The sequence below is a fragment of the Escherichia sp. E2586 genome, from assembly GCF_005781105.1.
GTDB lineage: Bacteria > Pseudomonadota > Gammaproteobacteria > Enterobacterales > Enterobacteriaceae > Escherichia.
Map to the genome: position 1 here is coordinate 1 of NZ_VATN01000023.1, position 22,970 is coordinate 22,970.

At 53.3% G+C, this 22,970-nt stretch carries 20 protein-coding genes and 3 tRNA genes; 6 read left to right on the forward strand and 17 right to left on the reverse strand.

The window, feature by feature from the left end:
• Nucleotides 1-3: 3 nt before the first annotated feature.
• The 8 genes from FEK50_RS20420 to pncC all read right to left on the reverse strand — a co-directional run bounded on the left by FEK50_RS20420 (nt 4) and on the right by pncC (nt 6,183).
• Nucleotides 4-80: transfer RNA gene (locus tag FEK50_RS20420), tRNA-Arg, on the reverse strand.
• 62 nt (nt 81-142) lie between these two features.
• Nucleotides 143-219 (reverse strand) — tRNA-Arg (locus tag FEK50_RS20425).
• A gap of 3 nt (nt 220-222) precedes the next feature.
• Nucleotides 223-315: transfer RNA gene (locus FEK50_RS20430), tRNA-Ser, on the reverse strand.
• A 313-nt stretch (nt 316-628) separates the two neighbouring features.
• A complete protein-coding gene (gene csrA / locus FEK50_RS20435; protein ID WP_000906486.1) occupies nt 629-814 on the reverse strand; it encodes a carbon storage regulator CsrA in 186 nt (61 codons plus the stop codon).
• A 234-nt stretch (nt 815-1,048) separates the two neighbouring features.
• A complete protein-coding gene (gene alaS, locus FEK50_RS20440; protein ID WP_000047170.1) occupies nt 1,049-3,679 on the reverse strand; it encodes an alanine--tRNA ligase in 2,631 nt (876 codons plus the stop codon).
• A gap of 127 nt (nt 3,680-3,806) precedes the next feature.
• Nucleotides 3,807-4,307, reverse strand: coding sequence for a recombination regulator RecX (recX, locus tag FEK50_RS20445; RefSeq protein WP_131162364.1), 501 nt, complete (start codon nt 4,305-4,307; stop codon nt 3,807-3,809).
• 237 nt (nt 4,308-4,544) lie between these two features.
• Nucleotides 4,545-5,606, reverse strand: coding sequence for a recombinase RecA (recA, locus tag FEK50_RS20450; protein WP_000963153.1), 1,062 nt, complete (start codon nt 5,604-5,606; stop codon nt 4,545-4,547).
• Nucleotides 5,607-5,685: 79 nt separating this feature from the next.
• Nucleotides 5,686-6,183 carry a nicotinamide-nucleotide amidase gene (gene pncC, locus FEK50_RS20455; RefSeq protein ID WP_130214441.1) on the reverse strand — a complete coding sequence of 166 codons (498 nt, stop codon included), beginning with the start codon at nt 6,181-6,183 and terminating at the stop codon, nt 5,686-5,688.
• 180 nt (nt 6,184-6,363) lie between these two features.
• Here pncC and FEK50_RS20460 point away from each other — a divergent pair, with 180 nt between their 5' ends.
• Nucleotides 6,364-6,603 (forward strand): hypothetical protein, encoded by a 240-nt coding sequence (locus tag FEK50_RS20460; protein WP_131162365.1) that lies wholly within the window; start codon nt 6,364-6,366, stop codon nt 6,601-6,603.
• A 38-nt stretch (nt 6,604-6,641) separates the two neighbouring features.
• Here FEK50_RS20460 and mltB read toward each other — a convergent pair whose 3' ends face one another.
• Nucleotides 6,642-7,727, reverse strand: coding sequence for a lytic murein transglycosylase B (mltB, locus tag FEK50_RS20465; RefSeq protein WP_130207614.1), 1,086 nt, complete (start codon nt 7,725-7,727; stop codon nt 6,642-6,644).
• Between the two features lie 253 nt (nt 7,728-7,980).
• Here mltB and gutQ point away from each other — a divergent pair, with 253 nt between their 5' ends.
• A complete protein-coding gene (gutQ, locus tag FEK50_RS20470) occupies nt 7,981-8,946 on the forward strand; it encodes an arabinose-5-phosphate isomerase GutQ (RefSeq protein WP_131162366.1) in 966 nt (321 codons plus the stop codon).
• On the opposite strand, the gene norR is transcribed toward gutQ, so the two are convergent.
• Nucleotides 8,943-10,457 carry a nitric oxide reductase transcriptional regulator NorR gene (norR, locus tag FEK50_RS20475; protein ID WP_131162367.1) on the reverse strand — a complete coding sequence of 505 codons (1,515 nt, stop codon included), beginning with the start codon at nt 10,455-10,457 and terminating at the stop codon, nt 8,943-8,945. The genes gutQ and norR overlap by 4 nt on opposite strands.
• A gap of 185 nt (nt 10,458-10,642) precedes the next feature.
• On the opposite strand from norR, the gene norV reads away from it, so the two are divergent.
• Together norV and norW are read left to right on the forward strand one after the other, a co-directional pair.
• Nucleotides 10,643-12,082 carry an anaerobic nitric oxide reductase flavorubredoxin gene (gene norV, locus FEK50_RS20480; RefSeq protein ID WP_131162368.1) on the forward strand — a complete coding sequence of 480 codons (1,440 nt, stop codon included), beginning with the start codon at nt 10,643-10,645 and terminating at the stop codon, nt 12,080-12,082.
• Nucleotides 12,079-13,212, forward strand: a complete 1,134-nt coding sequence (gene norW, locus FEK50_RS20485) for an NADH:flavorubredoxin reductase NorW (protein WP_131162369.1) — start codon at nt 12,079-12,081, stop codon at nt 13,210-13,212. The genes norV and norW overlap by 4 nt, the downstream gene beginning before the upstream one ends.
• A 175-nt stretch (nt 13,213-13,387) precedes the next feature.
• Here the strand turns inward: norW and hypF are convergent, their stop codons facing one another.
• The 3 genes from hypF to ascG all read right to left on the reverse strand — a co-directional run bounded on the left by hypF (nt 13,388) and on the right by ascG (nt 17,479).
• A complete protein-coding gene (gene hypF, locus FEK50_RS20490; RefSeq protein WP_131162370.1) occupies nt 13,388-15,640 on the reverse strand; it encodes a carbamoyltransferase HypF in 2,253 nt (750 codons plus the stop codon).
• Nucleotides 15,641-15,792: 152 nt separating this feature from the next.
• Nucleotides 15,793-16,320, reverse strand: a complete 528-nt coding sequence (gene hydN / locus FEK50_RS20495) for an electron transport protein HydN (protein ID WP_001078777.1) — start codon at nt 16,318-16,320, stop codon at nt 15,793-15,795.
• Nucleotides 16,321-16,468: 148 nt separating this feature from the next.
• Nucleotides 16,469-17,479, reverse strand: a complete 1,011-nt coding sequence (ascG, locus tag FEK50_RS20500; protein ID WP_165489013.1) for a DNA-binding transcriptional regulator AscG — start codon at nt 17,477-17,479, stop codon at nt 16,469-16,471.
• A 259-nt stretch (nt 17,480-17,738) separates the two neighbouring features.
• Between ascG and ascF the strand changes: the two genes are divergently transcribed.
• Nucleotides 17,739-19,196, forward strand: a complete 1,458-nt coding sequence (ascF, locus tag FEK50_RS20505; protein WP_131162372.1) for a PTS cellobiose/arbutin/salicin transporter subunit IIBC — start codon at nt 17,739-17,741, stop codon at nt 19,194-19,196.
• Between the two features lie 8 nt (nt 19,197-19,204).
• Nucleotides 19,205-20,629 (forward strand): 6-phospho-beta-glucosidase AscB, encoded by a 1,425-nt coding sequence (ascB, locus tag FEK50_RS20510; protein WP_131162373.1) that lies wholly within the window; start codon nt 19,205-19,207, stop codon nt 20,627-20,629.
• Nucleotides 20,630-20,786: 157 nt separating this feature from the next.
• Here the strand turns inward: ascB and hycI are convergent, their stop codons facing one another.
• The 4 genes from hycI to hycF are packed head-to-tail and all read right to left on the reverse strand — an operon-like array spanning nt 20,787 to nt 22,966.
• Entirely contained in the window at nt 20,787-21,257 is a 471-nt protein-coding gene (gene hycI / locus FEK50_RS20515) for a hydrogenase maturation peptidase HycI (protein WP_130207626.1), read from the reverse strand.
• On the reverse strand, nt 21,250-21,660 hold the full coding sequence (gene hycH / locus FEK50_RS20520; RefSeq protein ID WP_001291926.1) for a formate hydrogenlyase assembly protein HycH: 411 nt from the start codon (nt 21,658-21,660) through the stop codon (nt 21,250-21,252). Before hycH ends, hycI begins: the two co-directional genes overlap by 8 nt.
• A complete protein-coding gene (gene hycG, locus FEK50_RS20525; RefSeq protein ID WP_000067399.1) occupies nt 21,657-22,424 on the reverse strand; it encodes a formate hydrogenlyase subunit HycG in 768 nt (255 codons plus the stop codon). The genes hycH and hycG overlap by 4 nt, the downstream gene beginning before the upstream one ends.
• Nucleotides 22,424-22,966, reverse strand: a complete 543-nt coding sequence (hycF, locus tag FEK50_RS20530) for a formate hydrogenlyase subunit HycF (RefSeq protein WP_131162374.1) — start codon at nt 22,964-22,966, stop codon at nt 22,424-22,426. Before hycF ends, hycG begins: the two co-directional genes overlap by 1 nt.
• Nucleotides 22,967-22,970 lie beyond the last annotated feature (4 nt).

Here is a 22,970-nt window from a genome sequence, read left to right on the forward strand (position 1 = left end):
AGATGGTGCATCCGGGAGGATTCGAACCTCCGACCGCTCGGTTCGTAGCCGAGTACTCTATCCAGCTGAGCTACGGATGCATCGGGAAATTTATTTTACTGCTGATATTGATACCGCTACTAAAGCCGTATCAAGTAAGAGATGGTGCATCCGGGAGGATTCGAACCTCCGACCGCTCGGTTCGTAGCCGAGTACTCTATCCAGCTGAGCTACGGATGCAAATGGCGGTGAGGCGGGGATTCGAACCCCGGATGCAGCTTTTGACCGCATACTCCCTTAGCAGGGGAGCGCCTTCAGCCTCTCGGCCACCTCACCACACGCCTCTTACGAGTGCTTCGAAGAACTTGTTTATCGCTCATCGTCGCTGCGTGGCGCACATATTACTTTCTGAGACTTATAAGTCAAACAATTTTTCCCACACTTTTATCGTTTGCACACTTCGCGCTCAATTAGTCTGTAAAAACGTCAAAAAGAGTGTTTTATCAACAGAAAAACAGACCTCTGACAGGTAGCAGTGATAGAGAAAAATGAAGGCAAAAGTTAAATGAACGGGAGTAACGCGAAAAAAATGAAGTGAAAGAGAAATTTTGAGGGTGCGTCTCACCGTTAAAGATGAGACGCGGAAAGATTAGTAACTGGACTGCTGGGATTTTTCAGCCTGGATACGCTGGTAGATCTCTTCACGGTGAACAGAAACTTCCTTCGGGGCGTTTACGCCAATACGTACTTGGTTGCCCTTTACCCCTAAAACTGTCACGGTGACCTCATCCCCAATCATGAGGGTCTCACCAACTCGACGAGTCAGAATCAGCATTCTTTGCTCCTTGAAAGATTAAAAGAGTCGGGTCTCTCTGTATCCCGGCATTATCCATCATATAACGCCAAAAAGTAAGCAATGACAAACACATTACATCTAAGCAGTCATGGCATTACATTCTGTTAAACCTAAGTTTAGCCGATATACACAACTTCAACCTGACTTTATCATTGTCGATAGCGTCGATGCGAATGCCGTGAAGCAAGTCCACGGCATTGCCTGACACTTATATTATTGCAATTTCGCGCTGACCCAGCCTTTCACACTGGCTAACGCTGCAGGTAAGGCCGCAGCATCCGTACCACCGGCTTGCGCCATGTCAGGACGTCCACCACCCTTGCCGCCCACCTGCTGAGCGACCATACCAATCAGTTCCCCTGCTTTCACGCGATCTGTGACGTCCTTAGATACGCCTGCAATCAGAGAAACCTTACCTTCGGCTACCGTTGCCAGCACGATAATTGTCGACCCCAGCTGATTTTTTAAATCGTCAACCATGGTGCGCAACATTTTCGGCTCAACACCGCTAAGCTCACTAACCAACAGCTTAACACCATTAACATCAATTGCCTTACTGGAAAGATTTGCGCTCTCCTGTGCGGCAGCCTGTTCTTTAAGCTGTTGTAACTCTTTTTCCAGCTGACGCGTACGTTCCAGTACTGAGCGCACTTTATCAGCCAGATTATTGCTATCGCCTTTCAGCAGATGCGCGACTTCGCTTAAGCGATCGCTGTCTGCATGAACGGTGGCGATAGCACCTTCTCCGGTTACCGCTTCGATACGACGAACGCCTGCAGCAGTACCCGATTCAGAAATGATACGGAACAGACCAATATCACCGGTGCGGCTGGCGTGAGTACCACCACACAGCTCGGTGGAGAAATCGCCCATGCTCAGCACACGTACACGTTCATCATACTTCTCGCCGAACAGCGCCATCGCACCTTTCGCTTTCGCCGCTTCGAGATCCATGATGTTGGTTTCGATAGGCAAGTTACGACGAATCTGCGCGTTCACCAGATCTTCGACAGCACGAATCTCTTCTGGTTTCATCGCTTCGTTATGCGAGAAGTCAAAACGCAGCACCTTGTCATTAACCAGCGAACCTTTCTGGGAGACATGAGTGCCCAGAACCTGACGCAGCGCAGCGTGCATCAGGTGCGTTGCGGAGTGATTCAGACGAATACGAGCGCGACGAGCTTCATCTACATCCGCCTGTACTGCGTCGCCCACTTTCAGAGAACCCGCAGCAAGTTTACCGATGTGACCAATCGCCTGGCCATATTTCTGCGTATCTTCCACCGCAAAGGAGAAGTTAGCGCCTTTCAGTTCGCCTTTATCGCCAACCTGACCGCCGGATTCTGCATAGAATGGCGTTTGATCCAGCACGACCACAGCTTCCTGGCCTGCATTGATGGCATCAACCGCTTTACCATCAACAAACAGCGCGGTCACTTTGCCGTTCAGTTCCAGATGGTCATAGCCTTTAAATTCAGATGCACTATCAACACGGATCATTGCGTTGTAATCGGCACCAAAGCCGCTGGCTTCGCGCGCACGACGACGCTGCTCTTCCATTGCTGCTTCAAATCCAGCTTCGTCAACTTTGATGTTGCGCTCACGGCAAACGTCAGCCGTCAGGTCAACCGGGAAGCCGTAGGTGTCGTACAGGCGGAAAGCAGTTTCGCCATCCAGCGTATCACCAGAAAGTTTTGCCAGCTCTTCATCCAGCAGTGCCAGACCGCGCTCCAGAGTACGGGCAAACTGCTCTTCTTCAGTCTTCAGCACCTGCTCAACCTGCGCCTGCTGGCGTTTCAGGTCTTCACCCGCAGAGCCCATAACGTCGATCAGCGGACCAACCAGTTTGTAGAAGAAGGTTTCTTTCGCGCCCAGCATATTGCCGTGACGCACTGCGCGACGAATGATACGACGCAGCACATAACCACGGTTTTCGTTGGACGGCATTACGCCATCCGCGATCAGGAACGCACAAGAACGAATGTGGTCAGCGATAACGCGCAGCGATTTATTGCTCAGATCGGTCGCGCCAGTCACCTTAGCCACCGCCTGAATCAGCGTACGGAACAGGTCGATATCATAGTTGGAGTTTACGTGTTGCAGCACGGCGGCAATACGCTCCAGCCCCATACCGGTATCTACAGACGGCTTCGGCAGCGGTTCCATCGTGCCATCTGCCTGGCGGTTGAACTGCATGAAGACGATGTTCCAGATCTCAATGTAGCGGTCACCGTCTTCTTCCGGGCTTCCCGGAGGGCCACCCCAAATGTGGTCGCCGTGATCGTAGAAGATTTCGGTGCACGGGCCGCACGGACCAGTGTCACCCATCTGCCAGAAGTTGTCAGATGCGTATGGCGCACCTTTGTTATCGCCGATGCGAATAATACGTTCGCGCGGGATCCCTACTTCTTTTTCCCAGATTTCGTAGGCTTCGTCGTCGCTTTCATAGACGGTAACCCACAGACGCTCTTTCGGCAGGGCAAACCATTTTTCGCTGGTCAGCAGTTCCCATGCAAACTGAATGGCATCGTGTTTGAAATAGTCGCCGAAGCTGAAGTTGCCCAGCATTTCGAAGAAGGTATGGTGACGCGCGGTGTAACCGACGTTTTCCAGGTCGTTGTGTTTACCACCCGCACGCACGCAGCGTTGGGAAGTGGTAGCGCGGGAATAATTACGCTTGTCGAGCCCAAGGAAGACATCCTTGAACTGGTTCATCCCGGCGTTGGTAAACAACAAAGTTGGGTCGTTATGGGGTACCAGGGAGCTGCTGGCAACTACCTGATGTCCCTTACTATGGAAAAAGTCGAGAAACGCCTGACGGATCTCAGCGGTGCTCTTGCTCATAATTATCCTGAAATCAAGCTAACGAAATATCGCCACCAGCTACAGCGTGTCTTAACCGCCGGGCTGGTAACTGAAAAGTGGGAATAAGATAAGTTTTCTTGACTGGGAAGTAAAATACCGTATGCGTTCAGTCGGCAAAATTTCGCCAAATCTCCTGGATATCTTCCATCAGATAGCCACGATAAAGCAGAAAACGCTGGATCTTAACTTTTTCTGAAAAGACAGTTGGCAAAGGTTCGCCATATTTTCGCTTCGCCTGATCACGCGCCAGCGCGCACCAGTCAATGTCACATTCACGCATCGCTTTTTCTGTCGCTTCGCGGGAAATACCTTTCTGATTCAGTTCCTGACGAATACGCGCCGGACCATAGCCTTTGCGGCTACGGCTGGCAATAAAGCGCGCAACAAATCGGCTGTCATCGAGATAGCCATGTTCATGGCACCAGGCAATAACGCGCGCGTAATCTTCTGCCGTGGCATCAATCTCTTCCGGGCCATTTTTGCCCATAATCGGTGCCGCGAGTTTACGTCGCAATTCTTGCTCACTGTGATCGCGCACCGCCAGAATGCGTACCGCTCGATCCAACAGACGAGCATATGCCGGGCGACGGGATGTTGAGTCTGTCATGGCATATCCTTAAAACTTAAAAAGCAAAAGGGCCGCAGATGCGACCCAGGTTTTGCTGACAAAGTGGCGTTGTTCATGCCGGATGCGGCGTGAGCGCCTTATCCGTCCTACAAACCGTGCAACTTCAATACATTGCAGAGAACATGTAGGCCTGATAAGCGTAGCGCATCAGGCAATTTTGCGTTTGTCATCCGTCTCAGAGTCGCAGATGCGCCCCTTGAGTATCAAACAAGACGATTAAAAATCTTCGTTAGTTTCTGCTACGCCTTCGCTGTCATCTACAGAGAAATCCGGCGTTGAGTTCGGGTTGCTCAGCAGCAGCTCACGTACTTTCTTCTCGATCTCTTTCGCGGTTTCCGGGTTATCTTTCAGCCAGGCAGTCGCATTCGCTTTACCCTGACCGATCTTCTCACCTTTGTAGCTGTACCACGCGCCTGCTTTCTCGATCAGCTTCTCTTTCACGCCCAGGTCAACCAACTCGCCGTAGAAGTTGATGCCTTCACCGTAGAGGATCTGGAATTCAGCCTGTTTAAACGGCGCTGCAATTTTGTTCTTAACCACTTTCACGCGGGTTTCGCTACCCACTACGTTTTCGCCCTCTTTCACCGCGCCGATACGACGGATGTCGAGACGAACAGAGGCGTAGAATTTCAGCGCGTTACCACCGGTAGTGGTTTCCGGGTTACCGAACATCACACCAATTTTCATACGGATCTGGTTGATGAAGATCAGCAGCGTGTTGGACTGCTTCAGGTTACCCGCCAGCTTACGCATCGCCTGGCTCATCATACGTGCTGCAAGGCCCATGTGAGAGTCGCCGATTTCGCCTTCGATTTCCGCTTTCGGCGTCAGTGCCGCCACGGAGTCAACGACGATAACGTCTACTGCGCCAGAACGCGCCAGAGCGTCACAGATTTCCAGTGCCTGCTCGCCGGTGTCCGGCTGGGAGCACAGCAGGTTGTCGATATCGACACCCAGTTTACGTGCATAGACTGGGTCCAGCGCGTGTTCAGCATCGATAAACGCACAGGTTTTACCTTCGCGCTGGGCAGCGGCAATCACCTGCAGCGTCAGCGTGGTTTTACCGGAAGATTCCGGTCCGTAGATTTCGACGATACGGCCCATCGGCAGACCACCTGCTCCGAGCGCGATATCCAGTGAAAGCGAACCAGTAGAGATGGTTTCCACATCCATGGAACGGTCTTCACCCAGGCGCATGATGGAGCCTTTACCAAATTGTTTCTCAATCTGGCCCAGTGCTGCCGCCAACGCTTTCTGTTTGTTTTCGTCGATAGCCATTTTTACTCCTGTCATGCCGGGTAATACCGGATAGTCAATATGTTCTGTTGAAGCAATTATACTGTATAGTCATACAGTATCAAGTATTTTGTAGAAATTGTTGCCGCAGCGTATTTAAGGCATAAGCCGTCGCCTTACGACGCACGGCATCGCGGTCGCCGCTAAAGCATTCCCGGCGGGTAATGCCTTCGCCGCGGGCTGTGGCAAAAGCAAACCAGACGGTGCCGACAGGCTTCTCTTCGCTGCCGCCATCCGGTCCGGCGATGCCACTGATAGCAACCGCATAATCAGCACGAGCCGCTTTCAGTGCGCCTATCGCCATTTCCACCACAACAGGTTCACTCACCGCACCATGCTGCGCCAGCGTCTCTTCGCGTACGCCGATCATCTGCGCTTTGGCTTCGTTACTGTAGGTGACAAATCCGCGTTCAAACCAGGCGGAACTGCCGGCAATATCGGTAATCACTTTCGCTACCCAACCGCCAGTACAGGATTCAGCGGTTGTTACGGTTGCGCCACGGGATTTCAGCGCCAGCCCTACCTGCTCGCTTAACTGCATCAGTTCACTGTCAGTCATCACAACCTCTGTCAGTCAAAAATTTATGCCGGACAAGATAGCACTTTCCCGCAGAAGATGGGGACCAGCGATTCATTTTACGAGTCGCATTCCGAAATAAGACTGTTGCGGCCAACCGGTAAAGAAAAACGCTACCATGCAGCGTTCATATTGCCAGGTATTCACAAGGAGAGAAAAATAATGACAACAAAGAAAACGGATAACCCCCCCCAAAACGTGCTTAAACAGACCACGCAAATGCGTATGTGGGTCATCATTGGTGGCATCAGCGCACTGGTTTCAGTGATATGTAAGATTTTATCTTCTGGCTATCTTGAACCTTTCGACTTCGGTCAGGCTGCGTTAGGCGTTGTCTGTCTGGGATATGCGATATCGCTGTCAAAAAAAATCAGGCAATTACGTCATTCGAATAAACAGTAAGAAAGCAGAGGGAAGTTTAACCTCCCTCTTGCAGATAGTTACTGTACGCGCGCCAACGCCACGGCTTGTCCTAACTGCCAGACCGCCATTGCGTAATGTGTGCTGTGGTTATAACGGGTAATGGTGTAGAAGTTCGGCAGACCGTACCAGTACTGATAACCTGTTCCAACATCCAAACGCAGCAGGCTGGCCTGTTGATGGTTGCCCAGCGACTGCTGTGGCGTTAAACCTGCCGCGGCAAGCTGCGAAATGCTGTACTTGGTTTTGAAGCCATTTGGCAAGCCTGGAGCCTGACCGTTTGCCATTACCGCGACCTGATCGCCTTTTACCCAGCCGTGCGCTTTGAAATAGTTCGCCACGCTACCGATCGCATCAACCGGATCCCAAAGGTTGATATGCCCGTCGCCGCTGAAATCTACCGCATATTGTTTGTAAGACGACGGCATAAACTGTCCGTAGCCCATCGCCCCGGCAAAGGAACCTTTCAGATTGAGCGGATCGTCCTGCTCATCGCGCGCCATCAGCAGGAAGGTTTCCAGCTCGCCAGAGAAATACTCCGCGCGGCGTGGGTAGTTAAATGACAGCGTTGCCAGCGCATCGAGGATGCGGGTTTTCCCCATCACGCGCCCCCAGCGGGTTTCGACGCCGATAATCCCGACGATAATTTCCGGCGGTACGCCATACACCTGCCACGCGCGATTCAGCGCATCTTCATACTGATTCCAGAAAACCACGCCGTTCTGCACGTTATCCGGCGTAATAAATTTTTTGCGATAACGCAGCCATGCGCCGTTCGGACCAGATGGCGGTTTCACCGATGTGGTTGGTGCCTGGTTATCCATCAGCCGCAGTACCGAATCCAGACGTTTCGCCTGAGAGAGAATTTCCTGCAATTGCTGACGATCGAAACCATGTTTGTTCACCATTTTTTCGATGAACTGCTGGGCATTGGGGTTATTGGCAAAATCTCCGCCCATCTGCATCACATTGTGCTGCGGCTCAAGCAGGAAGCCGCCGGACGGCGTTCCGGTGGTTGTTTCAGTCTCAGTCGGTTTTGGCTTGCTGCTACAGGCGGCAAGTAACACAAAAAGGGGAAGCAATGTTACATAACGATGCTTGAACATGAGGGGTCCATTTAACAAATTCAACCAGGGGCAAGTATGGTAAAGCATCCCGCCCAGCACAAGGAAGCGGTAGTCTGTTTTCGGCACTCCATTTCTCTTTAGTCTCTTCTTTCAGTTCATATTTTTTCTTAAAGTATGTTGTAACTAAATTCACATATGTTGTTTCCCTTCCCATAGCGCTGGATAATGAGCGCTCATTCCGGCCATCAATCCCTGGCTGGAATAAATAAATGGACCTTAACCGGAGAGAGCAATGAGTGAAGCACTACTGAACGCGGGACGTCAGACGTTAATGCTGGAGTTGCAGGAAGCAAGCCGTTTACCGGAACGTCTGGGCGATGATTTTGTTCGCGCCGCCAATATCATCCTGCACTGCGAAGGCAAAGTGGTAGTTTCGGGAATTGGCAAATCGGGCCACATTGGTAAGAAAATCGCCGCAACACTTGCCAGCACCGGCACACCGGCTTTTTTTGTCCATCCGGCAGAAGCACTGCACGGCGATCTGGGGATGATTGAAAGCCGCGATGTGATGTTGTTTATCTCTTACTCCGGTGGAGCGAAGGAACTGGATCTGATTATTCCGCGTCTGGAAGACAAATCTATCGCGCTGCTGGCGATGACCGGCAAACCGACGTCACCGCTGGGACTGGCGGCGAAAGCGGTGCTGGATATCTCCGTAGAACGCGAAGCCTGTCCGATGCACCTTGCGCCGACCTCCAGCACCGTCAATACCCTGATGATGGGTGATACGCTGGCGATGGCGGTCATGCAGGCACGCGGATTTAATGAAGAAGATTTTGCCCGCTCCCACCCAGCTTGGGCACTGGGCGCTCGCTTGCTGAATAAAGTGCATCATCTGATGCGCCGTGATGACGCTATCCCACAGGTAGCGTTAACCGCAAGCGTGATGGATGCGATGCTGGAACTCAGCCGCACCGGTCTGGGGCTGGTGGCGGTATGTGACGCTCAACAACAGGTACAAGGCGTCTTTACCGACGGTGATTTACGTCGCTGGCTGGTTGGCGGCGGCGCACTCACCACGCCAGTTAATGAAGCGATGACGACAGGCGGCACGACATTACAGGCACAAAGTCGCGCCATCGACGCCAAAGAAGTTCTGATGAAGCGCAAAATCACCGCCGCACCGGTGGTGGATGAAAACGGCAAACTCACCGGTGCGATTAACCTGCAGGATTTCTATCAGGCCGGGATTATTTAATCCTTCAATCCCAGACGTTTCGCCAGCCGATGCAGGTTGGCGACGTCGGTTTCCAGCATCCGCGCGCAGGCAGCCCAGTTGTTATGATTTTGTGCCAGAGCCTGGCGAATGGTTTCACGCTGGAACGCTTCTGTCGCTTCACGCAGATTTTGCTTAACAACGGGCATTGTCATCGCTTCTGGCGGCGGCAACGCCTCCTCAGGAAAAGCAAAATGTTGCGCCTCAAGAATCACTTCATCGCCGCTGCGAGTGGCTCTCGCCAGCACTACCGCCCGATGAATAGCATGTTCCAGTTCGCGCACATTTCCCGGAAAATTATAGTGTTGCAGTAATTTTCGCGCTCCGGCACTTAATACCACGCGGGAAAGCCCCAGCCGCAAACGACACTGCTCACAGAAATACCCTGCCAGCAGAATGACGTCATCGCCCCGCTCACGCAGTGGCGGCACCGAAAGTGGAAACACGCTCAGGCGATGAAACAAGTCGGCGCGAAATCGCCCTGCCAGCACCTCTTCGCGTAAATCGCGGTTAGTCGCAGCCAGCACGCGCACATCGACCCGCAAACTGCGGTCATCGCCAACGCGCTGAATATCGCCATACTGCAACACCCTCAGCAGCTTGGCCTGCAATGCCAACGACAACTCGCCGATCTCATCCAGAAACAGTGTGCCGTTATCCGCCATTTCAAACTTCCCGCTGCGGTTACTGATAGCGCCAGTAAACGCTCCTTTCACATGCCCGAACAACTCACTTTCCGCCACACTTTCCGGCAGTGCGGCACAGTTGAGATAGACCAGCGGATTCACCGCCCTTGGCGAGGCTTCATGAATCGCTTTCGCCACCAGCTCCTTACCGGTTCCCGTCTCACCGCTGATCAGGACGTTGAGATCGGACGCCGCCACAATCTCAATCTCTTTTTTCAATTGCGTCATACCTGGCGACAGACCGATCATCTGCGTCTGTTTCACCGCTTCAAACGGCGCGGCATCACCTGGCAGCATATTCTGGCTTTCCAGTTGTTCAATCAGCAACGCATTGCTTAACGCTCCCGCCGCCAGCGCAGCAATCAGCCGTAACTCTTCGTCGCTGAAAACATCGAACTGATCGGGCTGCATCCCGTCGAGCGTCAGTGCGCCGATCAAGTTTTGTCCGGCAAACAACGGCAGGCCAACGCAGGCGTGAACCTTCAGACTCTCCTGCCCGGGAATCAAACCGTCATAGGGATCGGGCAATTCGCTGTCTGCGGGAAAACGCACCACGTCCCCAGCGCGGGCAATCGCTTCCAGCCGCGGATGACCTTCCAGCGCAAAGCGTCTACCGAGTACATCCTTCGCCAGCCCGTCGATGGCAAGCGGAATAAACTGCCGCGAGTCGTAACGTAGCAACGCAGACGCATCGCACTCCAGCACCTGACGCAGCGTGGTGATCAGGCGCTGAAAACGATCCTGATGACCAATCCCACGCTGCAATTCGATGGCGATATTCGCCAGCACATCAACGGAAAAACTCATCTTTGCCTCACTGTCAATTTGACTATAGATATTGTCATATCGACCATTTGATTGATAGTCATTTTGACTACTCATTAATGAGCATGATTTCATTTATATTGTAAAAACAATTAGATAAAAACTGGCACGCAATCTGCAATTAGCAAGACATCTTTTTAGAACACGCTGAATAAATTGAGGTTGCTATGTCTATTGTGGTGAAAAATAACATTCATTGGGTTGGTCAACGTGACTGGGAAGTGCGTGATTTTCACGGTACAGAATATAAAACGCTGCGCGGCAGCAGCTACAACAGCTACCTCATCCGCGAAGAAAAAAACGTGCTGATCGACACCGTCGACCATAAATTCAGCCGCGAATTTGTGCAGAACCTGCGTAATGAAATCGATCTGGCGGATATCGACTACATCGTTATTAACCATGCAGAAGAGGACCACGCCGGGGCGCTGACCGAACTGATGGCGCAAATTCCCGATACGCCGATTTACTGTACTGCCAACGCTATCGACTCGATAAATGGTCATCACCATCATCCGGAGTGGAATTTTAATGTGGTGAAAACTGGCGACACGCTGGATATCGGCAACGGCAAACAGCTCATTTTTGTCGAAACGCCAATGCTGCACTGGCCGGACAGCATGATGACTTACCTGACAGGCGACGCGGTGCTGTTCAGTAACGATGCTTTCGGTCAGCACTACTGCGACGAGCATCTGTTCAACGATGAAGTGGATCAGACGGAGCTTTTCGAGCAGTGCCAGCGTTACTACGCCAATATCCTGACGCCGTTCAGCCGCCTGGTAACGCCGAAAATTACCGAGATCCTGGGCTTTAACTTACCAGTCGATATGATAGCGACCTCTCACGGCGTGGTATGGCGCGATAACCCGACGCAAATTGTCGAGCTGTACCTGAAATGGGCGGCGGATTATCAGGAAGACAGAATCACCATTTTCTACGACACCATGTCGAATAATACCCGCATGATGGCTGACGCTATCGCCCAGGGGATTGCGGAAACCGACCCGCGCGTAGCGGTGAAAATTTTCAACGTCGCCCGAAGCGATAAAAACGAAATCCTGACCAATGTCTTCCGCTCAAAAGGCGTACTGGTTGGGACTTCGACGATGAATAACGTGATGATGCCGAAAATCGCCGGGCTGGTGGAGGAGATGACCGGATTACGCTTCCGTAACAAACGCGCCAGTGCTTTCGGCTCTCACGGCTGGAGCGGCGGTGCGGTGGATCGTCTTTCCACGCGCTTGCAGGATGCAGGTTTCGAAATGTCACTTAGCCTGAAAGCCAAATGGCGACCGGACCAGGATGCACTGGAATTATGCCGTGAACACGGTCGCGAAATCGCCCGTCAGTGGGCGCTCGCGCCGCTGCCACAAATCACAGTGAATACGGTAGTTAAAGAAGAAACCTGTGCCACCACGACGGCTGATCTCGGTCCGCGGATGCAGTGCAGCGTCTGCCAGTGGATTTACGATCCGGCAAAAGGCGAGCCAATGCAGGACGTCGCGCCGGGAACGCCGTGGAGTGAAGTTCCGGACAACTTCCTCTGCCCGGAATGTTCCCTCGGCAAAGATGTCTTCGACGAACTGGCATCGGAGGCAAAATGAGTTACGGCATTGTGATCATTGGTTCGGGCTTCGCCGCCCGCCAACTGGTGAAAAATATCCGCAAACAGGACGCTACTATTCCATTAACCCTGATTGCCGCCGACAGCATGGATGAGTACAACAAACCTGACCTCAGCCATGTTATCAGCCAGAGGCAACGTGCCGACGACCTAACCCGCCAGACGGCAGGTGAATTTGCCGAGCAGTTTAATCTGCGCCTGTTTCCGCACACCTGGGTGACGGATATCGATGCCGAAGCCCATGTGGTGAAAAGTCAGAATAATCAGTGGCAATACGACAAGTTAGTGCTGGCAACCGGTGCCAGTGCCTTTGTCCCGCCAGTGCCTGGGCGTGAGTTAATGCTGACGTTAAATAGTCAGCAAGAGTATCGCGCCTGTGAAACACAACTGCAGGATGCCCAACGCGTGTTGATTGTCGGCGGTGGTTTGATTGGTAGCGAACTGGCGATGGATTTTTGTCGGGCAAGCAAAGCGGTCACGCTGATTGATAACGCCGCCAGCATTCTGGCGTCGTTAATGCCGCCGGAAGTAAGCAGCCGCTTGCAGCATCGGTTGACGGAGATGGGCGTTCATCTGCTGTTAAAATCTCAGTTGCAGGGGCTGGAAAAAACGGATTCTGGCATTCTGGCAACGCTGGACCGCCAGCGTAGCATCGAAGTGGATGCGGTAATTGCCGCCACCGGACTGCGCCCGGAAACCGCCCTGGCACGACGCGCCGGGCTGACGATTAATCGCGGCGTTTGCGTCGACAGTTATCTGCAAACCAGTAATGCCGATATTTATGCGCTGGGCGATTGCGCGGAAATTAACGGTCAGGTATTGCCGTTCCTCCAGCCGATTCAACTTAGCGCGATGGTGCTGGCAAAAAATCTTCTCGGCAATAACACGCCGCTGAAACTACCGGCGATGCTGGTGAAAATCAAAACGCCGGAATTACCGCTGCATCTGGCAGGCGAAACCCAGCGTCAGGATTTACGCTGGCAGATTAATACCGAACGCCAGGGAATGGTGGCGCGCGGCGTTGACGATGCAGACCAGCTTCGCGCCTTTGTGGTCAGTGAGGATCGGATGAAAGAGGCATTTGGATTGTTGAAAACGTTGCCGGTGTAAGCGGGCTACTGTGCCTAAAATGTCGGATGCGACCTACGGGGAGCGCATGTGTTGGTCACATAATGCGTTCATGTCGCATCCAGCTACTGTACCCAAAATGTCGGATGCGACGCTCGCGCGTCTTATCCGACCTACGGGGAGCGCATCCGGCAATGGTGGCCAAATGCAACACGTTTTATCCGTTCTGGACTTCACCCGCTAACCAACAAGCCGCAGCAATAACCCCCTGCCCCAGAGACAAGCCGCCATCACCCGCCGGTAAACTCTGCGGAAAGAGCAACGTGAAATCAGCGAGATAATGCGCCAGACGCGCACGCAGCAAACGGTTATGAATAACCCCACCGCTAAATACCAGCGTAGTGATACCGCGCATCGTGGCCTGTTCACGCATCAACGCGGCAAAACCCTGCGCCAGCGCATCATGAAACGCCCACGCGCGTTGATTAACCGGTGCCTGCCAGTTCAGCCACTGCTGCCAGAAAGTGGCGAGATCCAGTTGATTGTCCACCAGCGGCATCGTCACCGGATGCGTCACTCCGTGGCACGAAGCTGCGAGTGCCTCCAGGGCACAAGCCGCTTCACCTTCATAACTTAACGTGGCTGGCGCACAGCCCAGTGCCGCCGCTACGGCATCGAACAAACGCCCACACGATGACGCCAGCGGCGCGTTAATTCCACGCTCAATGGCCCGCGCCAGCACGCTCCAGTTTTGCTGTTGCACACTTGCCGTTTCAGGATAATTCTGCCACTCCGGCACAAAGCGCAGGCACTGCGCCAACAGGTTTCGCCACGGCTGCTTTGCAGCCAAATCGCCCCCCGGAAGCGCCACTGCAGGCAAGCCGCCCAAGTGCTGGCATTCGCGATAGTTCACCCGCAGACACTCGCCGCCCCACAAAGCGCCGTTCTCCCCCATACCGATACCGTCGAGCGTCAAAGCAATGACATCCCCGCCCTCCAGCGGCCAGTGATGTTCTGCCAGACACGCCGCCGCGTGGGCATGATGATGCAGCACCGTTTGCGTCGGCAGATTCATTTCGCTCGCCCACTGGCTGGAGACATAGCCCGGATGCACGTCATGCACAACGTATTGCGGGGTAAAATCGTAGATGTTTTGCATCAGGCGTAACGCTTCGCGCCACTGCATCTGGATGCCATCGTCACTTAAATCGCCCAGATGCTGACTCAACACCGCTTGTTCACCGCGCACCAGGCAGAAGGTATTTTTCAGATCCGCGCCGAGACACAGCACAGGCGGAACATTTTTAAAGCCCGGAGGCAAAGCCAGCGCATCCGGCACATACCCCCGCGAACGGCGCAGCATTTCGCCGCTTTCGCGCACCACTGAATCATCCATCCGCTGCACGATGTCGCGGTTATGTATCAAGAATCCGTCGGCAATGCCCTGCAAATCCGCCTGCGCCTGTTCGTTGCTGATAGCCGGTGGTTTACCGCTCAGGTTGCCGGAGGTCATCACCAGCGGGCATTGCAGTTCCTGTAACAGCAAATGCTGGAGCGGATTCGCAGGCAACATCACCCCGACTTCGTTAAGGCCAGGGGCGATATCATCACAAAGCTCAGGAACGTATTTTTTATCCACCAGCACAATCGGCGCGGCGGGCGTGGTGAGCAACTGGCGGGCAGCGTCTGGTAAACCGTCTGCCGCTGGCAACATAACCGCCAGCGGTTTCGCTGGGCGATGTTTGCGCGCCCGAAGTGTCGCCACCGCGTTACTGTTACGTGCATCGCAGGCGAGATGAAATCCGCCAATCCCTTTGATGGCGACAATGTTGCCCATTTTTAACTGTGCGATAGCTGCCTGTAATGCCGCCTCTTGTTCCTCATGTTCACCATGACTTACCCATTCAAGATGCGGGCCACACTCCGGGCAGGCCACCGGCTGGGCGTGGAAGCGACGATCGAGCGGGTCACGGTACTCTTTGTCACAGGCCGGACACAGCGGAAACGCCGCCATCACAGTAAACGGGCGGTCGTAAGGCATGGCGCGAATAATGGTGAAACGCGGGCCGCAGTGGGTACAGTTGATAAACGGATAACGATAACGCCGTTCGCCTGGGGTATTCATTTCGGCAAGACAGGCAGGGCAAGTAGCGGCATCGGGAACAATTTGCGTATTCATGACGCCGCCCGCGCTCTGGCGGATGGTGAACTCGGTGGGCAGTTGTGACCAGATAAACGGCTCACGCTCGACGCTATCAATACGCGCCAGCGGCGGGCAGTGCTGATGCAATTGAACAAGAAACATTTCCGGGTCTTCCAGCAGCCGGACTTCTACGCCATCGCCATCATTACAGACATCGCCGTGAAGATTTAATTGCTGTGCCAGCTGCCAGACAAACGGACGAAAACCGACGCCCTGCACTTTGCCACGAATACGCAGTTGGACACCGCAAGATGTGTTTTTTGCCATTGAGTTATTCCCGCCATCATGAATTGCGTAACCCGCCCAGCCGGACACGACAGCGTCGCATCCGGCAGCCACAGGTCGGCGATACCGCCCGCTCCGTATTCTACGAATATTTCCGGGAATTCCTTTGATGCCAGAACAGTTCTGTAAGATTTTTAGAACATCAGCGCCGTACGGCGACGTTTTTCTGCGCTCAGTTGTTCAAGTTTATTACGATCGACACAAATCAGCGCATGAGTCGGGCAAGCAGCCATACACGCCGGGCCGTCTTCACGATGGTTGCACAGGTCGCATTTATTGGCTTCGGCTTTGTCAGCACGTACATTCAGCCCCGCACCGCTGTTGCGAATCACCGGACGTACCACCACTTCCATCGCGCCATACGGGCAAGCCACAACGCAGGTTTTGCAACCAATGCAACGTTCCTGCATCACATGAACAAACCCTTTATCACGGCTGATAGCACCATTCGGGCAGACGTTAGCGCACGGTGCATCTTCACACTGACGGCAGACTGTTGCCGTGGAAATATTCACACCTTTAATGACATGGATTCGCGGTAAAAAAGTTTCCGGGGTCAGCGATGCACAGTCCTGATTTTCCTGATGAGAAACCACGCACGCCACTTCACAGGTACGGCAACCAATACATTTACTCGCGTCAGCAATGATGAAACGGTTCATCAAATTCTCCAGCAATGACAGTTAATGCGCCGATACATTCACAAATCATGCCAGTTTTTAATTTGCTGTTATTTAAGGAAATTAATTTCTGCGATACAGGAAAAACGATGTCATCGACACTAGTGACGATGACATGTGATGACAGTGTTTATTGCGAAAGAGCAATGAGTGAGTCGCGGCGGATCAGTTTTCCGCTGAAGGTTTTCGGCGGTGAGAAATCCCCACCATCGAGCATAAAAATCAGCCGTCCAATAATTTCCTGAATCATCTCAGTCACCGGAATTTTTACGCTGGAGAGCGCCGGAACGGTGTAGGGGGCAATTGCGATATCATCGAATCCGATAACTGACACCTGCTCTGGCACCGCTATGCCGCGCTCGTGTAACGCTTTCATCGCACCAATCGCCATATCGTCGTTACTGGCAACTAACGCGCTAAATTTAGCCCCACGTTCGAGTAACGTTTCTACCCCTTCGGCCCCGCTGGCGGGCGTCCATTTACCGTTAACGATAAGTTTTTCATTGAGCGCAATACCATACTGCGCCAGCGCGTCTTTATATCCGGCAAGACGTTCAATGCTGGTGGGGGAATCCATCGAACCGGTAAGGAAAGCAATCTCCTGATGTCCGGCGTTTATCAACTCTGCCACGGCGTTAAAGCTGGTCTGTTTATGATCGCACCAGACGCTATGGCTGCTGTTTTTGCGCAGGCGGCGATTAAGCACCATTATCGGCTGACTGTGCGCGTCAATGATGTCATCGATCTCATCCACGCTTAAAAAACGCGGGTAAATCATGATGGCATCGCAGCGCAGATCCAGCAGATACTGAATCGCCTGGCGCTCTTCTTCGGCGCTATGTTTGCCATCTGCCAATAGCAACTGTCGCCCTTTCTCTTCCGCCATTCGCGCGGCATGAAACAGTAATTCACTAAAATAAATGCCGTGGTAAAGCGTGTTGGTCACTATCAGCCCCAGCGTCTGAGTACTCTTCGCCGACAGATTACGCGCCAGCAAGTTTGGGCGGTAACCGCTCTCTTCTACCGCCTGAAACACGCGATCTTTAGTCTCCTGGCTGACGTAGCCATTACCTGAAAGCACACGGGAAACGGTCGCTTTTGAAACCCCGGCGCGCTTCGCCACTTCCAGCATCGTCGTCATCATTTTCATCCCTTTACACGCAATCAACGGAGTGTACTGCACCGTTTGCCGATTGTCCTTGCGCAATCGGCGGGAAAAATATTCAGGTGACCGGTTTCACAAATATAAAAAATGAACAATTAACTTTCTTGCTTATTTTTTGACAACTATTCATGATTTTGTGAAACCGGTTTCTTAATTCCGTTTCAGCATCGGCATTTTTCCGTCCCGTCGACTGATAACAACTACATCTACCCTACTGATAACAGGATAAAATCCGATGGCCAAAAATTATGCGGCGCTGGCACGCTCGGTGATAGCGGCACTGGGCGGCGTTGATAACATCTCGGCAGTCACGCACTGTATGACGCGTTTGCGCTTTGTTATCAAAGATGACCAGCTTATCGACAGCCCGACGTTAAAAACCATCCCCGGCGTGCTCGGCGTGGTACGTAGTGACAACCAGTGTCAGGTAATTATCGGCAATACCGTTTCGCAAGCCTTTCAGGAAGTCGTCAGTCTGCTGCCGGGAGATATGCAGCCCGCACAGCCCGTGGGTAAACCTAAACTCACGCTACGTCGCATTGGTGCGGGGATCCTTGATGCGCTGATCGGCACCATGTCACCGCTGATCCCGGCGATTATCGGCGGATCGATGGTCAAACTACTGGCGATGATCCTCGAGATGAGCGGCGTGTTGACAAAAGGATCGCCGACCTTAACCATTCTGAATGTGATTGGTGACGGTGCTTTCTTCTTCCTGCCGCTAATGGTCGCGGCATCTGCCGCCATCAAATTTAAAACCAATATGTCGCTGGCGATTGCCATCGCGGGTGTGCTGGTACATCCGAGTTTTATTGAACTGATGGCGAAAGCGGCCCAGGGTGAACATGTCGAATTTGCCCTGATTCCGGTCACCGCGGTGAAATATACCTACACGGTGATCCCGGCGCTGGTGATGACCTGGTGCCTGTCATATATCGAACGCTGGGTGGACAGCATTACACCGGCGGTGACCAAAAACTTCCTCAAGCCGATGCTGATTGTGTTGATTGCCGCACCGCTGGCAATCCTGCTAATTGGCCCGATTGGTATCTGGATCGGTAGCGCCATTTCGGCGCTGGTTTACACCATCCATGGTTATCTGGGCTGGCTTTCAGTCGCCATTATGGGCGCACTGTGGCCTCTGCTGGTAATGACCGGGATGCACCGCGTCTTTACGCCAACCATCATTCAGACCATTGCCGAAACCGGCAAAGAAGGGATGGTCATGCCGTCCGAGATCGGCGCTAACCTGTCGCTGGGCGGTTCATCACTGGCGGTGGCGTGGAAAACGAAAAACCCGGAACTGCGCCAGACGGCGCTGGCTGCGGCGGCATCAGCCATTATGGCGGGGATTTCCGAACCGGCGTTATACGGCGTGGCGATCCGCCTGAAACGTCCGCTTATCGCCAGTCTTATCAGCGGTTTTATTTGCGGGGCGGTTGCCGGTATGGCGGGGCTTGCCAGCCACTCAATGGCAGCGCCGGGGTTATTTACCAGCGTGCAGTTCTTCGATCCGGCGAATCCAATGAGCATCGTCTGGGTGTTCGCCGTCATGGCGCTGGCGGTTGTGCTGTCGTTTATCCTCACACTGTTGCTCGGCTTTGAGGATATTCCTGTTGAGGAAGCGGCTGCCGAGGCGCGAAAACATCAGGGCGCACAACCGACCGTCGCCAAAGAAGTAAGTCTTAATTGAGGATGAAAATGTCAGTATTTCCGCAAGGTTTTTTATGGGGCGGCGCGCTTGCCGCCAACCAGTCCGAAGGTGCGTACCGTGAAGGTGGCAAAGGGCTGACCACGGTCGATATGATCCCACACGGCGAGCATCGAATGGCGGTAAAACTGGGGCTGGAAAAACGTTTTCAGTTACGCAATGACGAGTTTTATCCCAGCCATGAGGCGACGGATTTTTATCATCGTTATAAAGAAGATATCGCCCTGATGGCAGAGATGGGATTCAAGGTTCTCCGTACCTCGATTGCCTGGAGCCGCCTCTTTCCGCAGGGCGATGAACTGACGCCCAACCCGCAGGGCATTGCTTTTTATCGTTCGGTCTTTGAAGAGTGTAAAAAGTACGGCATCGAACCGCTGGTCACGTTGTGCCACTTCGATGTGCCGATGCATCTGGTCACCGAATATGGCTCCTGGCGTAACCGCAAGCTGGTGGAGTTTTTCAGCCGCTACGCCAGAACCTGCTTTGAAGCCTTTGATGGTCTGGTGAAATACTGGCTCACCTTCAATGAAATCAACATTATGTTGCATAGCCCGTTTTCCGGCGCGGGTCTGGTGTTTGAAGAAGGTGAAAATCAGGATCAGGTGAAATATCAGGCCGCGCATCACCAACTGATTGCCAGTGCATTAGCCACCAAAATCGCCCATGAGGTTAACCCGCAAAATCAGGTGGGCTGTATGCTGGCAGGCGGTAACTTCTACCCTTACAGCTGCAAGCCGGAGGATGTCTGGGCGGCGCTGGAGAAAGACAGGGAAAACCTGTTTTTTATCGATGTGCAGGCGCGGGGCGCGTATCCGGCTTACTCTGCCCGCGTATTCCGCGAAAAAGGGGTAACCATCGACAAAGCACCGGGCGATGATGAAATCCTGAAAAATACCGTCGATTTTGTCTCTTTCAGCTATTACGCCTCGCGCTGCGCCTCGGCGGAGATGAACGCCAACAACAGCAGTGCGGCGAACGTGGTGAAATCGCTGCGTAACCCGTATCTACAGGTAAGCGACTGGGGCTGGGGTATTGATCCACTCGGTCTGCGTATCACCATGAATATGATGTACGACCGTTATCAGAAGCCGCTGTTTCTGGTGGAAAACGGCCTGGGCGCAAAAGATGAATTTGCTGCTAATGGTGAGATTAACGATGACTATCGCATCAGCTATTTACGCGAACATATCCGCGCAATGGGCGAAGCGATTGCAGACGGCATTCCGCTGATGGGCTATACCACCTGGGGCTGTATTGATTTGGTTTCCGCCTCTACGGGTGAAATGAGCAAACGCTACGGTTTTGTCTACGTAGACCGTGACGACGCAGGCAACGGTACGCTGGCGCGCACGCGTAAGAAATCGTTCTGGTGGTATAAAAAAGTGATTGCCAGTAACGGTGAAGATTTAGAGTAAGTAACAGTGCCGGATGCGGCGTGAACGCCTTATCCGGCCTACGTGTCGCACGAACCAGGAAGGCCCGATAAGCACAGCGCATCGGGCAATCTGGCGTTTGCTATCAGTTCTGATTCCCTCATCAAAAACATCCCTGTCCTGATTCCTTACTGAAAAACTACTCTTCTTCCACCGCTAACTGCGTAAATCCGCCGTTCCCTTCCCAGCCTTCCAGTCGTTGATAAACGGTTTCAACCGCATCTTTAATCGGCTGGGTCATCGGGTAGTAAAAGCCGACGATATCCGGCTGGATGCCGAGGAAAATCACTTCGCCAATGTCTTCTTTCAACTGGTCGATAAGATAGTTCAGCGGCATATTATGGGTAGTCATCATAAACATCTCGGCGATATCATCCGGGTCGATGATGCGGATTTCGCCGGGGTTTAGCCCCATATCAGTAGCGTCAACAATCAGTAACCGCGTAGGGCGCAGTTCACGGATGGCGACGATGTCGTTTTCCGGTGCACTACCGCCATCAATCACCACCCAGTTACCTTTCGGCGCGGCGGCGCACTTTTCCGCCAGCAGCGGACCTGCGCCATCATCGCCCATCATGCTATTGCCAACACAGAGTAAAACGTCAGTCACGCAATCTCCTCACCATCAAATAGATGGCGTTTTCCTGATGAATATCATGCAGCATACTTAACAGCATTGTACTCCATTCCTGCTGCTGCGAAGTTTGCGCTGACCGGGCTTTATCGAATGCATTGGCCAGCATCGGCACATGGTTAATGTCGATGACGATCTCGCCATATTTCGGCACGCCTTCCATTTTGCGGCGGGCTTCGCTGCCCGCCTCCAGAGTGGCAATCCATGCCAGATATTCATCCCACGGGCAGGTGAGCGCCGCTTCCAGGCAATCGATAACCCCAAGGTGGTGACCAATCGCCAGGCTGTAATAGACCACCTGCTGCGCCTCTGCGGGCGTGGCATCGTTCTCATCAATAAATTTACGGCTCAGTTGACTGAACACCACCTTTTCACTCATCGGATACGCGCCTCTTCAACAACATGATTCAGATGGCTGACAATCTCGTTCAGACGCGGATCGTTTTCCGCTTCCAGCCAGCGTGCAACCTGTTCTTCGCCCTGCCCTAACTGTGTCAGGAAGTCATCGGCAATCTGACGACCGTAGCGGTAACCCGCCAGGCGGCGTGCTTCGCGATCCACTTTCACGCGCAGCGGCTGCACCATATCGCCATGCAGGATCTCAGCCGGTTGTTCATCCTGCTCACCCGGGCCACGGGCGTGAATTTTCTGCTCCAGCAGGCCGAGTGCCATTGCAAAGCCGTACAGCGTGGCGGCTGGTGTTGGCGGGCAGCCAGGGATATAAACATCCACCGGGACGATTTTATCCGTACCGCCCCACACGCAGTAAAGATCGTGGAAAATGCCGCCGCTGTTGCCGCAGGCACCGTAGGAGATACAGATTTTCGGGTCCGGCGCGGACTGCCACGCACGTAGCGCAGGGGATCGCATTGCACGGGTGACCGCGCCGGTAAACAGTAAAATATCCGCATGACGCGGTGACGGAACGACTTTAATGCCGAAGCGTTCTGCATCGAAAAGTGGCGAAAGCGTGGCGAAAATTTCGATTTCGCAGCCGTTGCAGCCGCCGCAGTCCACGCGGTAAACGTAGGCAGAACGTTTGATTTTTTTCAGTAACGACGCCTTCATGCTGGCGATGGACTCATCCACCGTCATCGGGACCGGAATGCCGTTGGCGTCACGGGGGCCTAATAAATTGCTCATCAGATGGCCTCTTTCATATGGCGAGTCAGTTCAATACGGTCGGACGGCACCAGGCATTTCTGGCGCTTACATTCCGGGCAAGTCTCAAAGTTTTCACGGTGGTTTTCCGCGCGGCTGTCGCCATTGTGCTTAAGCAGCGCAATGGCGTAGTCGATCTCTTTCTGAACGGCGAAAGGACGATTGCAGACGCGACAGTTGCACAGCGCAAAGCGGGACTGTTGCAGGAAATCTTCTTTCTTCCACACCGCCAGTTCGTACTCTTGCGACAGTTTGATCGCCGCCGTCGGGCAGACTTCTTCGCAGCGTCCACAGAAGATGCAGCGGCCAAGATTGAACTCCCAGGCCAGCTCACCGGTGGCGAGGTCAGTTTCAACCGTTAAGGCGTTTGACGGGCAGGCATTGACGCAGGCCGCGCAGCCGATGCACTGCTGCGGGTTCTGCTCTGGCTTACCACGGAAGTTTTTATCAACCGCAATCGGCTCCAGCGGATAAGACGAGGTCGCCGTGCCGGTTTTGATGACTTTTTTGATAAAGGTAAACATGGCG

Coding starts and splice junctions, on each gene's coding strand:
- hydN (WP_001078777.1), bottom strand. CDS start 16,320: ATGAACCGTTTCATCATTGCTGACGCGAGTAAATGTATTGGTTGCCGT.
- csrA (WP_000906486.1), bottom strand. CDS start 814: ATGCTGATTCTGACTCGTCGAGTTGGTGAGACCCTCATGATTGGGGAT.
- norW (WP_131162369.1), top strand. CDS start 12,079: ATGAGTTACGGCATTGTGATCATTGGTTCGGGCTTCGCCGCCCGCCAA.
- ascF (WP_131162372.1), top strand. CDS start 17,739: ATGGCCAAAAATTATGCGGCGCTGGCACGCTCGGTGATAGCGGCACTG.
- recX (WP_131162364.1), bottom strand. CDS start 4,307: ATGACAGACTCAACATCCCGTCGCCCGGCATATGCTCGTCTGTTGGAT.
- hypF (WP_131162370.1), bottom strand. CDS start 15,640: ATGGCAAAAAACACATCTTGCGGTGTCCAACTGCGTATTCGTGGCAAA.
- hycH (WP_001291926.1), bottom strand. CDS start 21,660: ATGAGTGAAAAGGTGGTGTTCAGTCAACTGAGCCGTAAATTTATTGAT.
- ascB (WP_131162373.1), top strand. CDS start 19,205: ATGTCAGTATTTCCGCAAGGTTTTTTATGGGGCGGCGCGCTTGCCGCC.
- norV (WP_131162368.1), top strand. CDS start 10,643: ATGTCTATTGTGGTGAAAAATAACATTCATTGGGTTGGTCAACGTGAC.
- ascG (WP_165489013.1), bottom strand. CDS start 17,479: ATGACGACGATGCTGGAAGTGGCGAAGCGCGCCGGGGTTTCAAAAGCG.
- FEK50_RS20460 (WP_131162365.1), top strand. CDS start 6,364: ATGACAACAAAGAAAACGGATAACCCCCCCCAAAACGTGCTTAAACAG.
- gutQ (WP_131162366.1), top strand. CDS start 7,981: ATGAGTGAAGCACTACTGAACGCGGGACGTCAGACGTTAATGCTGGAG.
- norR (WP_131162367.1), bottom strand. CDS start 10,457: ATGAGTTTTTCCGTTGATGTGCTGGCGAATATCGCCATCGAATTGCAG.
- hycG (WP_000067399.1), bottom strand. CDS start 22,424: ATGAGCAATTTATTAGGCCCCCGTGACGCCAACGGCATTCCGGTCCCG.
- pncC (WP_130214441.1), bottom strand. CDS start 6,183: ATGACTGACAGTGAACTGATGCAGTTAAGCGAGCAGGTAGGGCTGGCG.
- mltB (WP_130207614.1), bottom strand. CDS start 7,727: ATGTTCAAGCATCGTTATGTAACATTGCTTCCCCTTTTTGTGTTACTT.
- recA (WP_000963153.1), bottom strand. CDS start 5,606: ATGGCTATCGACGAAAACAAACAGAAAGCGTTGGCGGCAGCACTGGGC.
- alaS (WP_000047170.1), bottom strand. CDS start 3,679: ATGAGCAAGAGCACCGCTGAGATCCGTCAGGCGTTTCTCGACTTTTTC.
- hycF (WP_131162374.1), bottom strand. CDS start 22,966: ATGTTTACCTTTATCAAAAAAGTCATCAAAACCGGCACGGCGACCTCG.